This window comes from Candidatus Zixiibacteriota bacterium (assembly GCA_040752815.1).
GTDB lineage: Bacteria > Zixibacteria > MSB-5A5 > GN15 > FEB-12 > JAGGTI01.
On the sequence record JBFMGC010000028.1, the window covers coordinates 19,953 to 35,958 of the forward strand.

Below are 16,006 nucleotides of genomic sequence, written 5' to 3' on the forward strand. Positions count from 1 at the left end.
ATTATCCCAACACCGCGTCGGGACCCTCAAGGTCCCGGCCTACAATGCGGGGGACATAACCAAGCCGCTGGTGCGGTTATGCCCGATGTTCAATGTCTGCCCCGGCGTCAGTTCACCCGACAGCAGCATCTGTGCGATCTTTTGGGTGAGCTGCTTGCTGATGAACCGCTTGATCGGCCTGGCGCCGAAACTCGAGTCGAACGCCGTCTCGGCAATGTAGGTCACCGCATCGTCGCCGACATTCAGACCGATGTCCTTTTCAGTAAGCAGCTTTTCGAGATGTTTCAACTGGAGGCGGACGATATCCTGGATTTCGCCCATTGTCAGAGCAGCAAACACGATTGACTCGTCGACCCGATTCAGGAATTCCGGGCGCATGGTCCGACGCAGCGTTTCCAGCACCGTCTTGCGCATGTTCTCGTAGATGACATCGCGATTGAACTCGCCCAGGTTGGCCGATTCTTGCTGTACATATTCCGCCGCGACATTCGATGTCATAATCAGGATGGCGTTCTTAAACGACACCGTGCGCCCCTTGTTGTCAGTCAAACGGCCGTCGTCGAGCACCTGCAGCAAGATGTTGAACACCTCGGGGTGTGCCTTTTCGATCTCGTCCAGCAATACGACCGCGTAGGGTCGACGCCGCACCGCTTCGGTCAACTGTCCGCCTTCATCGTAGCCGACATACCCCGGAGGCGCGCCGATCAGCCGCGAAACAGCGTGCTTTTCCATGTACTCGGACATGTCGATGCGAATGATTGCCTGCTCGGAACCGTAGAGGAACTCGGCCACCGCCCGCGCCAGCTCGGTCTTCCCCACACCGGTCGGACCGAGGAATATGAACGATCCGATCGGCCGATTCGGATCGGACAGCCCGGCCCGCGACTGGCGAATGGCGTTAGAGACCGCCGCAACCGCTTCATCCTGCCCGATCACCCGCTTGTGCAACTCGATTTCCAGGCGCAGCAACTTCTCCTGCTCGGATTCCGACAGCCGCGTTACGGGGATGCCGGTCCATTTCGACACCACCTCAGCGACATCGTCGGCGTCGACCACTTCTTTGAGCAGTTGTCGCTTTTCCTGAATCGCCGTCAGTGAATGAGTCAAAAACTGGAGCTTCTTCTGTGCGTCTGTGAGGTCACCGTACTTGAGACGGGCCGCCTGTTCATAGTTGGCCGCCCGCTCCGCCTCCGCTACCTTTCGTTTCAGATCCTCGATCTCAGACTTCACCGTGCGGATCGATTGGACCGTCGCCTTCTCGTTTTCCCACTGGGTTGTCAGATCGTCGCGCTGGGCGTACAGTTCCTTTAGCTCCTCCTCGATCGGTCTGAGGCGTTCTTCGGCGTCGGCTTCACGCTTCACCCCTTCTTTTTCGATTTCGAGCTGACGAATCCGTTTCTCCACCGAATCAAGCTCTTCCGGCATCGAGTCAATACTTATGCGCAGCTCCGCGGCGGCCTCATCGACCAGGTCGATCGCCTTGTCCGGCAGAAACCGATCCGCGATGTACCTGTCCGACAGCCGGGCTGCCGCGACAATCGCCGCGTCCGAGATTTTGATGCCATGAAATACTTCGTACCGCTCACGCAGGCCGCGCAGAATCGATACGGTGTCCTCGACCGTGGGCGGTTCAATCAGTACCGGCGCGAACCTCCGCTCCAGCGCGGCGTCCTTCTCGACATGCTTGCGGTACTCATCGAGCGTGGTCGCTCCGATAAACCTGATTGCGCCGCGCGCGAGGGCCGGTTTGAGCATGTTCGACGCATCCATGGCGCCTTCGGCCGCCCCCGCGCCGACAATCGTGTGCATCTCGTCGATGAAGACGATAATGCGCCCGTCCGATTCCTCCACTTCCTTCAAGATTGCCTTGAGCCGCTCCTCGAATTCGCCCCGGAACTTGGAACCGGCGATCATCGCGCCCAGGTCCAGCGCCACAAGTTGGCGGTCCTTGAGCGTCTCCGGCACTTCGCCGATCGCAATCTTCTGCGCCAGCCCCTCGACCACCGCCGTTTTGCCGGTACCCGGCTCGCCGATCAGCACCGGATTGTTCTTGGTGCGACGCGAGAGAATCTTGATAATCCGCCTTATCTCGTCATCGCGGCCGATCACGGGATCGAGTTTCCCCTCACGGGCCGTCGCAGTCAAATCGCGCGTGTACTTTTCGAGCGCGCCGTACTTCGTTTCGGGATCGGCATCAGTGACCCTTGTCTTCCCCCTGATCGATGCCAGCGCCTCGAGCAGCTCACTTCGTTTGACACCCGCCCCTTTGAGCGCCCCGGACGCCCTGCACTTGACCTCGAGCATTGCCAAAAGCAGATGTTCGACCGAGACATACTCATCCCTGAACTGTTTTAGCTCAGACTCAGCCTTCAGCATGATCTGGCTGAACTCGTTCGACGGATAGAGCTGCCCACCCGATTGCTTGGGCAATGATGCCAGCCCTTCCTCGACCGTCGAACCGATCGCATTCGGATCCGCACCGACCTTTTTGATTACCTGCGGCACGAGGCCGCCTTCCTGCTTGAGCAGCGCCATGAGCAGATGCTCGGGCGTCACTTGCGGATGTTCCGCCTCTTGCGCCATCCGCTGCGCCTCGCTGATGGCATCGATTGATTTCTGTGTGTATCTGTTAAAGTTCATAGTCGCATCACAGTTTCTTCGTAGGTCGGGTTCGGCGCTTTGATTACTTGAGCGCCAAACCCGACATTCTTGTACCGACGGCCGGCAAGGCCGTCACACCTGCGGAGGCAGGTGTCCAGACAAGCTCGCGTAGGCAGTACGTTTGATCGTCTGCACGTCGCTCGTGAATCAGGTCTCATCGAAAAATAGACATCTCTGAACTTCCGTCTTGTCTGGATTCCCGCCGCCGCGGGAATGACGGAACTTGACGTTCCGTCCAGTTCGGCAGAACCACTCGGCCGAAGCGGCCGAGGGTTCTGCCCTATGCCTTTCGCGCTAATAGTTGCCTGCTCACTCCTCCCACTCCTCTTACTCCTCCCACTCCTCTATCAACCGCCTCTGTTTCTCCGTCAGTGTCGTCGGCAGCGTCACCTTCACCTCGACATACTGGTCGCCGGTCTGGCCGCCGACATCCAGGCCCATGCCCTTCAGCCGAAGTCTCGTCCCCGGCTGCGTGCCGGGTGGAATGGTCAAAGACACCGTACGAGTCAGCGTGCGCACCTCGCGCTTGCAACCCTTGATCGCCTCGATAAACGACACTTCAACGGTCGTGTGAATGTCGTTGCCCTCGCGTCGGAAATACTGATCCGGCATGACTCTCACCGTAATTATCAGGTCGCCGTTACGACCGCCGTAGAGCCCGGGCCGCCCCTGGCCCTTCAGGCGGATTCTGCCACCGTCCTCGATCCCGGCCGGGATTTTCACCCGTATGGTCTTGTTTCCCCCCGCTATACGCAAACTCTTTGTGACCCCCGTGGCCGAATCCATGAAGGGGATAGCGATAGTAGTCGCTACATCAGCACCCCTCTGGGTACGACCGGTGTTGCGGTCGGCAAGTATATCCTCGACAGCTTCGCCGTCGTCAGCCTCCCCACGCCCACCGAAAAACGACTCAAACAGATCGCCGAGGTCTTCCGCCCTCTGGCGATTCCCCGGCCTGCCAAAGCGGAACACGCGACTGCCGGAACCCTCCCCGCCGCCTCGAAACAGCTCCGAGAAATCGAATCCGCCCATGCCGCCTGGGCCGTACCCAGACTGACCCGCGCCGGCAAAATCGCCGTACTTGCGCATCAGGTCGTACTGTTCGCGTTGTTTGTCGTCGGAAAGCACCGCGTACGCTTCCTGCAGCTCCTTGAATTTCGCCTCAGCCGTCTTGTCGCCTTTGTTGCGATCGGGATGATACTTCTTGGCCAGTTGGCGGTAGACCTTGCGGATTTGCTCCTTGGAGGCGTCCTCGCTCACGCCGAGTACTTTGTAGAAGTCTTTGTTCATCGGTTTTCGCCCTCGTATGTCGGGTTCCGCGCATTGTCCAATTGAGCGCGAAACCCGACATAGTCTTCCATGTCACCCCTACGGTTGGTATAGTGGGCAACAGAGCTTGCCCCGGACTTGATCCGGGGTCCTCGTCTGCCCCATTACCGTGCCCCGCAGATGCCCAAATCTGCCGCTCTAGGGCAGGTTCGAAGCGGACCCGCCCGTCGGCACCATGTTCACGCCACTGCTTCTCAGCATGACAAAGGGCCAACCGCCAGGCGGCCAGCCCTTCCACTTCCGAGCATGGAGGAACATTGTCTCACGTCACTTAGGAGACCTTGACCTCGATTTCCTTCGGTTTGACCTCTTCCAGCTTGGCCAGCCTGATCTCCAGAAGACCGTTGGTGTAGTCCGCTGCGATCTTGTCGCTGTTGACCGTGTCCGGAATCGTGAACGAGCGGCTGAACTCGCCCGAGCGAATCTCGCGCCTCACGACACTGTCACCCTTGGACTCGTTCTTTAGCTCGCGCTTGCCGGAGACCGTCAGAACGCCGTCCTGGACCGTGACCTTGATGTCCTTCTTGTCCATGCCGGGAAGTTCGAACGTCAGGCGGACCTCGTCATTGGTCTCGGCGACATTCACCCTCGGCAGGAAGCCGTCCTGATGGTCGCGCATCCGAATCGGCCAGTGGAAGAAATCTTCGAACCAGTTGTCAATCTCGGTGGTCCAGGGATCTCTCCTCGGTCTTACAGTTAGGTACGTCATGTTGGAAACCTCACTTTCTTATTGTTACCTTACGTTGGCTTTTCTCTACCTTGTCCTTTTTCTCTGCTCGACGTTGGATCAAGTGGCGTGCCAACTTCTGTAAGGCCAAGAACGACCCAATGTTATGAATCACGTCGACCAGTGGGGAATGGGCGATGTGCCATTATGGCTTACTTATGCGCCAAAATGGCGTGATGTATACGGCCACAATGACAGTACGTATGCCGATACGGCAGTGTCGGACTTGCTCTTTGGCTGACTGAGATGACGCTGTCGGGCAGAATCGCCCGACAGCACAAAACACGGACCTATATGCCCGACAGGGACGTCCGACACCAACTGGTGGGCTAATGCTTCAAGAGTACTTCGGATATCGCTTTGTTCACTGCCGAGTTTTTGAAGAGAATCTTCTGCGTGGCTGACTGGCTGTCACGAAATTGACGGATGTGTTCAATTGCCTCCGGTCTGCCGATCTGCCCCAGCGCCCTGACCGCCGCCACACGCAGTTCGTCTTTGGAAACCACGCCGTGAGTCAGTTCGCCGCCCAGTTGAGGATCGTTAAGGAGTCGGCCGAGGAACTCGTGCGCCTCACTGCCGCCCAGTTTGCCCAGCGCGGTGACTGCCTTAATCGAATTGCGCGGGTCACGGCGGGCAATATCTATGAGGACCGGGGCCGATTCCGGCCTTCCCACCAGGCCGATGGCTATGATGGCCGCGTCGCGGACTTCGTTGATCGGATCCTCGGCCATCAGTGTCAGGCAATCGATAGCTTCTTCCCCACCGATCTTTTCCAGCGCGCCGACAATCTCGCGGCGCACCCGTATGTCGGTGTCGTCGATTCGCGCCCGCAGCGGCCCCACTCCCTGCGGGTCGCGTAGAGAGCCGAACACGAATATCGAGTTGCGTACGACATACCATTTCTCGTCGGGCAGCTCGTGGCGCTGGGGATCGCGCACGAACATCTTGTCATCGTTTAGAATCCGGGAGAAGACTTTCAATGAGGCTTTGCCCAGGTCAGCGAGGATTCTCAGCGTCAATTGGCGCACCGAACGCTGCGGATGGGAGATGATCTGGCTGAGAGCGAGCGCGATCTCCTCCGATCCGATTGCCACCAGTATTTCTTTCAAATAGACGGCGGTCTCGCCGCCGGCGCCGATTAGCTCGCGAACGAGGGCATCGATGGTCTTCTTGCGGCCGATATTCTCGAACCCTTTTTTGATCGCCATAGAGTCGTAGATCGTGACATTCTCATCGGTGCTTCGGCGAGCCGCCATCGCCTTGGTCAGCTTTGCGGCCAGATCGTAGCGGCCGGCTCCCTGACACGCGGCGAAGACTTGCCAGAGGAATTCCGAGTACTCGTAGGTCTCGCTCTTGGTCTGAAGGCGCATGACCACGTCAAGAATTGCCGCTTCCAGTACCACCGTGTTGACAGCCTGAGTCAACTGCGGAGTGGCCAGGCCGAGCAGATTGAGTGCGCGCTGGCGGTACTCCGGTTCCGGGGCGCTCATGAGATCGATCAGGCGGCTGACAATCTCCGCTGCCTTGGTCTGCTGGCCGGTCTTGAGCAGACGCGCAAAGGCATCGACGAATGCTTCATTGTCGCCCTCGGCGGGCTGCATGGAAAACTGACGTTCGAACAACTGATCGATCTGCGCGCTGGTCTGAATCTTGATCGCCCCGGTCTCAGTGAGGCCGTCGCCGCGATGCTCCGACGTCTCGCGCCGGTCATCGAGATTCTCGACTATCCGTTTCTTCTCCGGATGAAGCTCAACCAGCTTGAAAAGCGACATGTAATCGACCGTGGCGTCATGTGCGGGCTTAGGGCCGGAACCGGCGGAACTAATCTGCGCGGCCAGTTCCGTGAGCACACGGCGGAAGGCCATGGCATCGATTGCCGCCACTCGTTCAGGCAGAAGAAACGCGACCACCGCGGGATCGAAGTCTATCCCCAAGTCGAGCAGCCCTTGCTCGTTGACATTCCGGATTCGCGCCAGCCTGATCGGGTCATCACCGAGCTGGTCCATCGCCAAGCGGCGTACCGAAAAGTCCCCGTCGACATCTCCCCGGTACTGCCTGCGATTCTCGAATAGCTCGTACGCCTGTTCCGTGTTGAGCTGAATCGTGTCGATCTGCCGCTTAACGAGCTCGTCGGCCAGGCTGAAATTCGAGTCGTAGTGCGACTGGCGGTCGACCATGGTCTGCACGAAGAAACTGAAGTCGTTCACCCTCATGCGGCGGTCGAACAGAACGGCATTGATATCAAGCAGTTGCAGGAATTGGAGAATCTGCGCGTTGAACGGCGAGTCCTTTAGACGCAGGTTGAGCAGGAAGAGCTCACCGCGACGGACATTCAGGTTAACGAAAATCTTGTAGCGAAGGATCGCACTGAGGACAAAGAACGGCCTCTCGACCGACTTCAGCGCGAGCGGATGGCCGGTGCCGTAGATCGCCGCCTTGCGGCAGGCCATGGCCATTTCACGGACAAAGTTGTGGGCTTCTTCATTGAGATTGAAGCCCAACATCGATTCTCTGATCGGCAGCGACGGCTTGCTCATGGACGTCTCCAAAACAGTAGATCTTGCCTGCCTGCGTGGCTACAAACAACCGCCTGCCATCAGTGACCGGTGGAACCTCAATAGCTCCCGAGAGGGTAGTCGAATCGACTACGGCGCCGTCCTCGGCTTTCAGCACAAACAACTGTCCGGTCATGGTGCCGAAAACGACCTTGTCGCCCACAGCGAGCGCCGATGCCCGAATGACGTGTCCGGTGGCGTGCCGCCACAAGATTTGTCCGTCGGCAGCGTCCAGCGCCACCAGTTCGCCGCCGCTGTGGCCTACAAATAGCCTGCCGTTGCAAACCGCGGGGCTGGTCCAAGTCGGGCCGCCGATCTCGGACTGCCAAACAACGCGACCGTCGTCCGGGTCCACCCCATATACCTGGCCGGTCATCACTGCGGCATAAATCAGATCGCCCACCGCAACTGGGCTGACCAGGGGGCCGTCCACCCGAACTTCGTAAAGCTCTCGACCACTGTCGGCCGACAATGCGTACAGCCGTCCGCGATCGCAGGGCTGAAAAATCCGCCCGTGGCCGTAACTGGCTGCCGCTGACGGCCGCCATTCGGGCCGCGTCTCCCAGGCCGTTTCACCATCGCCAAGCTCCAAAGCCAGCACACGGCCGTCTGCGGAACTCACGATAAGGCGGTTACCCACTATTATCGGCCCAGGGCGGACATCCTTGACGTTCCTCTGCCAAAGGCGCTTGCCGGTCAGGAAATCAACTGCCCTCAGGAAATCCTTGCGCGGAGAAACACCATAGATAGCCAGACTGTCAGCCACCGCGACACCCGTCTGAGGTACACCATTGGCGCGCCACCGCCCCGGTTGATCGCCGCTTGCAACTTCAAAAAACCGTATCTTCTTCTTACTTTCCGGGAAGATTATGAGATCATTATGGATCGCCAGCGGCCCCGCCGGCTTCCCTGACAGCCCCTCTGACCAGAGCAAACTCAAGCGCCCGCCGAATTCGGCACGGTCATCGGCCCCAAGCTGAGCCGCCGTGCCTCGCGAAATGGCATATCCTTCGGCAGAGATTCGCTCGCGCTCAAGCCGCATGACCCGCCCGCACGAGGCGACGATCAAGGCCAGCCCGACTATTAGGACAATCGATACTGTGAGCGCTCGACTCATCAGAAATTCCACCCGAAGAAAAAGTCGAAATCGAAGCCGGGACTGGTTGTCTCAAAATCGGTGGTGCGCGCGAAATCAAAGCGAAGCAGCACTACGTAGCCCAGATTCACTCTAAAGCCAAAGCCGTACGAACCGAGCAGTTCGTCAAAGTCATCGTCCCAGGCCGAACCGAGATCAAAGAAAAGCGCCCCGCGTATGCCCCGGAAGCCGATATCGCCGAATGGCAGGCCGATCAGAAGATCGTCTATCAGTGGAAAGCGAAGCTCATGAGACGCGAAGATTACTTTGCGGGTGTAGAATTCGCGACGGTCGAACCCTCGGAAGGTCCAGCTTCCCCCGAAATAAATCCGCTGCGGCTCAAGACCACCAGACGTGAATCCGAACAGCCTCTGGGCAATGGCCGAATTAGCGCCCAGCCGCAGATAGTGACGGATATCGGCCAGAGCGATCCGGTTCCATGCCCGGCCGTGAGTGAGCGACTGAGATATGCCCGCAGAAAGATTATAGCGCCGTCCTTCGATAGGCCCGCTAATATCCCAGATGGAGTTATCATAGACCCAACTGACGAAGGACGAAACCAGAAACCCTTCCCGATCCTCCAGACCAAACCTGCGGTCCTTTTTGTCATAACGAACGAAACTGGTCAAATCGAACCGGCTGAATTTGGACACCGGATAGCTGAAGAACCCAAGGGCACCGGCCTGGCGTCTGAAGTAGTAGAGATCCTTGCGATCATAATACTCGTCGTAGAGATGGAACAGCCCGGTGCCCCAATTGAGACGGTGCGCCCGATTGACATACGTAACCCCCAAGTTGAATGACTCCAGCAGATCGTCTTTGGTTTCCGCCGTGTTGGTCAGCAGGAAGTAATAAGCATGATTGCCGAGGATGTCGGAAAACGACGCCTGCAATCCGCCGGCCGATCCATATATCGGATCATAGGCGATGGTCGATTGGGCAATGTCAAACGAATAGTCGGTCTCGTACTTGACCGTCGATTTGCTCACTCCTCGGTCAATCTGGCGCGGCGCCCAGGCAGAGTGAGCAAGCGCGGCGGTATTTGCCACGGGCGGCGTGCTGTCCCTGAGCTTCATCTCGTACACACGAAATTGAAAGTCTTCGTAACCGGTGTATACGAGATGTTTCCCATCGGCAGTCATCCTCGGATCGAACGAGCCGGTCGCAACGGCTGATTGCCGGGTAATCGCCCCCGATGAATCCAGCAGAAAGAGATTGTATGCTCCGCCGCGGTTCGATGCGAAGAAGGTCCCTCGCCGGGTGATATCGGGTGTCTGATCGTGAAAATCTCCCCAGGTAAGCTGGTGAATCTCGGTCGGGTCTTCGAGGAAGACCTCAAACAGATTTGTCGCTCCGACGGCGCCGCGGTCACACCGATCCGATGCAAAGATGATGGCCGATCCATCAAGTGAAAAGACCGGATCAATGTCATGATAGATGTCATGGGTAACGGCTGTCAGTGATCTGTCAGCCAGATTCAGCAAGTAGACATCCGTGTAGCCGCTCCTGCGAATGCCGCTGAAGACGATTCGTTTTCCGTCCGGAGAGAATCTCGGCGAGCGGGCGGCAATCAGCTCGCCGAGGCGGTACTCGCCCACGATCCGGCCCTCGGCCAGACTATAAGTGTAAATGACATCCTGCTCCTGTGATTTGGACGAAAAGGCGATCAATCCGTCGCGGTTAGAATCGATCCCGGACCGCAGTAAGTGCAGCGACTCGAAACGACTGGATCGCTCGCCTTTGACCAGCGTGCGCAACTCGTCACCGTTGGAGTGTCGGGGCTTCATGTAGATGCCGGTGTAGCCGCGACGGTAGGCCATGAAGACGATCCAGTCGCGCTTGCCGGAGCCGTCATCCCACGTAATCGGCACCCCTTTGACGGAATAACCGTCGAAGGTAAGCTGTTCCGACTCCATGCGGGGCAGGCCGAGTTCGGCGATCTCGGGGAAGTACTTCTTCTTGAGCCAGTACTGCCACTCGTCGGAGGCTTTATCGATCGGTCGACCCAGGGTCAGGTGCAGAACCTCCTCGAAACTGCGGCCCTTGGTCCAGTTCTCGAAAACCAAAAGCAGTTTCTCGGGGCCGTACTCTTCACTTATAAACTTACACACCGACTGGCCGAGCTTGTACATGAAGTACGTACCCTGAATCTTCCAGAACTCGGTTATGGGAAGGATATCGCCGCGGAGGACCATGTCCTTGACGATCATGTCGGCTTCCGTGTCCCACTCCTCGGACCAGTGCTCGGCCAGGCCCTCGGTGAACCAGAGGGGAAGACCGGTAAAGCGGATTACGCTCTGGCGGCGGGTGATTTCGTCGAGCTTGGCCAGCGTGAACACGTGCACCAGTTCATGCACGATGACATGCTCGAAATCGAAATACGACCCGTGGAAAGGAACAACCACCCGTCCCTTCAGAAACTCGGTGAACCCGGCCACTGATTCGGGAAGCAGCCCGGGGACTATATTAGTCTGTGAAAAGTACATCGGTGACGAGTAAATGATCAGCGGAATGTTGCGCTTGATTTCGAGATTGAAGCGCGCCGCCAGTTTCGGATAGCTGTCCTCGGCAATTCGGGCCGCCACCTGGGCGATTTCGGTCTCCTCGGCGTAGAAATAAATATGGAAGTGGTCGGTGGTCATCACCTGCCAGTCAAAATCGGTATACTGAACCTTGTTCTTGCCGAAATAGAACTGCGCAGACGCAGGAACCGGCAGCAGACAAGTCAAACTTGCCGCCAGAAGGGTAATGACAACCTGGGAGATTGTCCGGCAGGATCTTAATTGAACGACCATAGCAGAAAGTCCGTCGTCCCGCGGCTATACGTCCTCAACAAACCGTAAGACGAACCGGTTCCGACACCTGTTTACCGTCACTGCTGCCAGTGCCTCATTACCGATATATCGGCAGGCATGAGCCGGCGTTCGCGCCCTCATTCAGGACAAAGCCGTCTCTCCTTGCAGAAGTAACCTGACGGCCGCCGCAAGATCGTCGGCCACGTCGACACCAAACCCGCGCAGGCGATCCGGCCGTCTTGTTTCAACTGTCGCGCCGTAACCGGTCCGCACTAGTATCGGCCGCGCACCGATTACCCGCGCCAGGGCAATGTCAGGTACGGAATCACCGATTACCACCGAGCGCCGCAGATCGAGCCCGAGCTCCAGAGCGGCCTGTTCGGCCATGCCGGGCGACGGTTTCCGGCAGCGACAGGACTGGTTCATCGAAGCCGGCCGGCTCTTCGAACTATGATGCGGGCAATAATAGATGGCGTCAAAATCAGCGCCGCGATCACGCAACTGCTCGCGCACACGGGCATTGACACGCTCAACATCGTCGATAGTATGCAGTCCCCGAGCGACCCCTGACTGGTTCGAAACTACGACGACTTTGTAGCCAAGCTGTCGCGCCTGACGCAGCGCCTCCGGTACGCCGTCGATAAGCTCCACGCCCTCGGGATCGGCGAGATAATGCTTGTTGTGGATTAGGGTCCCGTCGCGATCAACAAACAAACAAGGCGTCAGTCGGGCTGTCTCGTCGAGCATTTCAACCGCAACTCCCGCCACGCTCTCGGATGTTAGTTTCGTGAAACAGTAACGCTCCTCGCGCCAGCAGGGTTTCTTCCCATGGCGCGAGCAGGGGCGGCAGAACTCGTCCACCTGCATGATCCGATCACGCAGCCCGCGCGGCGCAAAACCAAGCACCGGGTGGGTCGGTCCAAACAGGGCGAGAACCGGTGTTCCCACCGCGGAACCGATATGCCCGACCCCCGAATCGTTGCATATGACCAGGGCGACCCGCGACACTATCGCCGCGAGCTGATCGAGGGGACAATCAACAAGTTCGGTGAGGCCCCGTTGCCGCAAGTCATTCGGCGCACCGTAAGCGGACCTCTCCGACGATGTAACAGCCCACACGATACTTACCGATTTCGCGACCTGTAACTGGCGCGCTACTTCGGCGAAGCGCTCCACCGGCCAGGCTTTGGTGGGGTGCGCCGCGCCCGGAGCGATTAGAACAACCGGGCGACCTGTGTCTACAACTGCTGCAAGATCTGGTGCCAGCGGCGGGGCGGCCATGAGCGGCCGGTCACACGGCGCGCGTTTATCCTGCCGGATCAGAACGTCATTGTACAAATCAATCGTATGCGGATATTCTGACGGTAGGGTCTTCTTCCTGCGTGTGAGTACCCACCTCTCCCAACGTCTCTTCGGATATGTGTAAATGCTATTAGTTCTCAATACCGAGCGCGCAAACCACGATCGCAGGTTGCCGTGCAGATCCACTACCTGTTCGAAACCAGAACCCTCGATATTGAGAAGCATCTCAAACAGGGTTCGCACCGTGATTCGATCCGGCACGGTCTCGACCGTATCGACCCCAAAAAAAAGGTCAACTAACGGCCGGAAGCGCTCCCGCGTGAGATAGACAATCCGGCTGTCAGGATGGGCAAGCTTGAGATTGACTACGGTCGCCGACGTTAGGACCACGTCGCCCAGTGATCCAAATCGAATTACCAGGGTGCGGCTCTGCATTTAGAGGAAAAGATACAGCCCCAGAGCGCCGACGGCAAAGCAGTAATAGGCAAACCAGTCGAATCTGCCCCGCTTAACGGTGGTCAGCACAACGTACACCGACAGCAGCCCGAAAACGAGCGAGAAGAGAAACCCGGCCAGGTAGGGGCCGTACAGTGCCGCCGGTGCGCGAACTATCTCACCGGACTTGAGCAGCACCGCGCCGGCGATGGCCGGAATTGACAATAAGAACGAAAACTCGGCCGCCACCGACGGCTTCACCCCGGCGAACAGGCCGGCGGCGATGGTGGTCCCGGAACGGGATATTCCCGGCATGATCGCCACCGCCTGACCAATACCCATCCAGATTGTCGGCATGAGCGAAATGGGCCGCTGTCCGGCCCGCACGAATCTTGTAGCCAGGAGGATCAAGCCCGTCACGATCAGCTCCCATGACGTGCTTACCGGACTGCCGAAGGCCTGTTCGAAGTACTCCTCGAACAGCACGCCGATGACCCCGGCCGGTATGGTCCCGATAACCAGCCAGATGATCATCTTGCGGTCATCGGGTGTACCGCTTCCAAAAAGCGCCCGGATCAGGCGCCAAATGGCGCTTCTGAAGTATATGAACACGGCAACCAGGGTGCCGAGATGTAGCACGAGGTCAAACGCCAGATCGGCCTCGTGGACCCTTAGGTACTCCTGCACGAGCACCAGGTGCCCGGACGAGGAAACCGGCAGGAATTCGGTCAGCCCCTGGACTACGCCCAGCAGGGTCGCGTCGAAATAAGTCACAAAGCAAAAGCCCCGCAACGCGGGGCTGCCTTCTTTATGCTCGAGATGAGCCGGTTCTACATCACGTTGAAGTCAATACCCAGAAAGATGCCGTTGTTGCCGTCGATCTGGAACTCTATATACGACGCCACCGTTGAGGTCATCTGCCACTGCATACCGCCATTGAGACCGACCTCGAGATTGCTATCGGAGTCATCACCGCGCCATCCTGGCGGAAGGTCGTAACTAAGCCATTCAATGCGGGCATTGAAACGGGCGTAGGGAGAGATCGTGCCGCCGCGCTTCAAAACAACCGGATAGGAACCGATCAACTGTCCGCCGAACTGGAGAACCGACGTAACGCCAAAGTCAGCGTACTCGAAAATGAAGCCAGTGGCGAAATCGAACGGATGATTGGAATTGGCCCCGCGATTCCAAAACTGCCACTTATAATCCACGCCGAACGTGATCTCGGTGTCGGCGCCGTCGTTATCAATCAAACCGAATTTCAGACGGCCATCCGAATACTGAGACAGCCCGTAGGCGAACGTGCCCACGAACGACGTGGCGTCGGCAATTCCCACTCCAAATCCGAACGTCCCTTTCCCCTGACCCAGCGCCTGGGCCGTAGTCAACGTGCCGAATGCCGAGCCTACCGCGAAGTCGGCATAGGTGGGCGTGACAAACAGAACAAGCACCAGTGTGAATGCGGCTGCGAACTTTCTCATCGTGATTTCCTCTGCGGTCAAACGGTTTTCCCAATTGTACGTCCAAGTTAGATTTCCGCTCATTCAAGTCAACAAAAAGCGGGCGGCCCCGGCACTGCCAGACTCGCTCCAACACACTACCCCGCAACATGGTAAGGTGCCCGGCCCGCCGCGGCAGGACCTTATCTGCCGGCTCGTAAGACAAACCCTCGCTGGATCTGCCCCCCCGGGCAGGCTCGCCCGCCAGCACTGCGCCCAGCCGACGCTCACAACGCCTGTTCACCCGCGCTCAGGTACCGCAGCGCCTCGTTGACTATGCGTTCCTTGTCGAACCCCTGCAGGTCGCAGGCCTCCAGAAAGTGAATGAAACTCTGATCGAGCCGCCCAACCGCGGAGCGGCCGAATCGCGCCGTTTCCCCCTCAATCGCACTCTTCTCGAAACGGACATCGAGCGAATACGCACTCTGTTTTAACTCAGCGAGCACTCCCGCCGGCAGCGTCTTGAGCGTCTCTTCCGATACGTTGGCAATTCTCACGCGAACGATCTTGTCACCGACTCCTACCTCGTCAAGCCTCGCCTTCAGTAGTTGCGCTACCTCATCGCCGCGCTTTCCGGAGGCATCGATTTCCGACAAATCGACCATGCCCCGACTGTGCACCGGCAGGAATTCGACATTAAAAGGCTCCAAATCAACTACCGCGAACCCCTTGGCGACTTCGCGCTCAGCCTGAGACAGTCGCTCTGTCGAACCGGCATACCAGGCCCTCGGCCCGACCTGACAGAAATTGTGATAATGACCGAGAGCCGTATAGTTGAAACGCTGCATCACATCCAGCGGCAACTCTTGCTCGCCCAGATCGGCCATCGAGAATTCCGGCATCCCGGCTGCTACCCCGTGCATGACGAGCACATTGTAGCGCGCATCAGAATCGGGAAGGCACAGCGCCAACTGCTTCTTCAACTCCGAGGTCGTGAGACAGTGCGGCAGGGCATGGAAACATACCTCCCCGAGACGGAACTTTTCGAGTCGCCCCGAGGCCGCGACAAACAGATTGCGAATCTGCTTGAACACTTCGACTGCAGCCCCGACATGTGGTTGCCGGGGTGCGTCATGGTTGCCCGCTATCAGAATCGTCGGAATACCGGCCTCGGCGGCCAGACGATGAAGCTCCCGCCCCGCCCGTGCCATGATGCTGTTGTATGGGCGGACCGAGTCAAACAGATCACCGGAGTGAATGCAGTAGTCCGGGCGCAGCTCAATGATGCGATCCACGGCCTCGACAAACGCAGCGATTATGTCTTCCTGGCGTTCGGTCAGACCGCTCGGCGCGCGTCGGCGATGGCTCTCCCCCGCGCCGAGATGACTGTCCGAAAAGTGGCAGATCCTCATAGGCGGGAATATATGCGCTGGTCTCAGGCGGCTCAATTACAATGATTCGAGACTGTGGCCAGAGTTTATCCGTGCGCGGCAGACCTCCCGAGGCTGTCCCAAAAGTTTTGGTTTGAGTTGCGTCAGGCCCTTAGCCCGCCACTCCCGGGGACCGGGAGTAATAGGGCGGTGACCTGACGCCATTGGAGATAGGAGAATTACGGCGGAGGTCTCCGT

10 protein-coding genes are annotated in these 16,006 nt (G+C 58.3%); all 10 read right to left on the bottom strand.

Annotated features, from left to right (window positions below):
- Positions 1-39: 39 nt before the first annotated feature.
- Positions 40-2,640 (bottom strand): ATP-dependent chaperone ClpB, encoded by a 2,601-nt coding sequence (clpB, locus tag AB1772_08345; GenBank protein MEW5796359.1) that lies wholly within the window; start codon positions 2,638-2,640, stop codon positions 40-42.
- Between the two features lie 348 nt (positions 2,641-2,988).
- Positions 2,989-3,951 (bottom strand): DnaJ C-terminal domain-containing protein, encoded by a 963-nt coding sequence (locus AB1772_08350; protein MEW5796360.1) that lies wholly within the window; start codon positions 3,949-3,951, stop codon positions 2,989-2,991.
- A gap of 310 nt (positions 3,952-4,261) precedes the next feature.
- Positions 4,262-4,699 (bottom strand): Hsp20/alpha crystallin family protein, encoded by a 438-nt coding sequence (locus tag AB1772_08355; GenBank protein MEW5796361.1) that lies wholly within the window; start codon positions 4,697-4,699, stop codon positions 4,262-4,264.
- A 347-nt stretch (positions 4,700-5,046) separates the two neighbouring features.
- Positions 5,047-7,254: a HEAT repeat domain-containing protein gene (locus AB1772_08360; protein MEW5796362.1), complete on the bottom strand. Its 2,208-nt coding sequence runs from the start codon at positions 7,252-7,254 to the stop codon at positions 5,047-5,049.
- Positions 7,199-8,389, bottom strand: a complete 1,191-nt coding sequence (locus AB1772_08365; GenBank protein MEW5796363.1) for a PQQ-binding-like beta-propeller repeat protein — start codon at positions 8,387-8,389, stop codon at positions 7,199-7,201. Before AB1772_08365 ends, AB1772_08360 begins: the two co-directional genes overlap by 56 nt.
- Positions 8,389-11,136, bottom strand: coding sequence for a hypothetical protein (locus tag AB1772_08370; protein MEW5796364.1), 2,748 nt, complete (start codon positions 11,134-11,136; stop codon positions 8,389-8,391). The genes AB1772_08365 and AB1772_08370 overlap by 1 nt, the downstream gene beginning before the upstream one ends.
- A 207-nt stretch (positions 11,137-11,343) precedes the next feature.
- Positions 11,344-12,939, bottom strand: a complete 1,596-nt coding sequence (locus AB1772_08375; GenBank protein MEW5796365.1) for an HAD-IIIA family hydrolase — start codon at positions 12,937-12,939, stop codon at positions 11,344-11,346.
- Positions 12,940-13,713 carry an undecaprenyl-diphosphate phosphatase gene (locus tag AB1772_08380; protein MEW5796366.1) on the bottom strand — a complete coding sequence of 258 codons (774 nt, stop codon included), beginning with the start codon at positions 13,711-13,713 and terminating at the stop codon, positions 12,940-12,942. It abuts the gene before it with no gap.
- Positions 13,714-13,769: 56 nt separating this feature from the next.
- Positions 13,770-14,420 carry a hypothetical protein gene (locus AB1772_08385; protein ID MEW5796367.1) on the bottom strand — a complete coding sequence of 217 codons (651 nt, stop codon included), beginning with the start codon at positions 14,418-14,420 and terminating at the stop codon, positions 13,770-13,772.
- Between the two features lie 245 nt (positions 14,421-14,665).
- A complete protein-coding gene (locus AB1772_08390) occupies positions 14,666-15,790 on the bottom strand; it encodes a DNA repair exonuclease (GenBank protein MEW5796368.1) in 1,125 nt (374 codons plus the stop codon).
- Between the last annotated feature and the right edge of the window lie 216 nt (positions 15,791-16,006).

Coding starts and splice junctions, on each gene's coding strand:
- clpB (MEW5796359.1), bottom strand. CDS start 2,640: ATGAACTTTAACAGATACACACAGAAATCAATCGATGCCATCAGCGAG.
- AB1772_08350 (MEW5796360.1), bottom strand. CDS start 3,951: ATGAACAAAGACTTCTACAAAGTACTCGGCGTGAGCGAGGACGCCTCC.
- AB1772_08355 (MEW5796361.1), bottom strand. CDS start 4,699: ATGACGTACCTAACTGTAAGACCGAGGAGAGATCCCTGGACCACCGAG.
- AB1772_08360 (MEW5796362.1), bottom strand. CDS start 7,254: ATGAGCAAGCCGTCGCTGCCGATCAGAGAATCGATGTTGGGCTTCAAT.
- AB1772_08365 (MEW5796363.1), bottom strand. CDS start 8,389: ATGAGTCGAGCGCTCACAGTATCGATTGTCCTAATAGTCGGGCTGGCC.
- AB1772_08375 (MEW5796365.1), bottom strand. CDS start 12,939: ATGCAGAGCCGCACCCTGGTAATTCGATTTGGATCACTGGGCGACGTG.
- AB1772_08385 (MEW5796367.1), bottom strand. CDS start 14,420: ATGAGAAAGTTCGCAGCCGCATTCACACTGGTGCTTGTTCTGTTTGTC.
- AB1772_08390 (MEW5796368.1), bottom strand. CDS start 15,790: ATGAGGATCTGCCACTTTTCGGACAGTCATCTCGGCGCGGGGGAGAGC.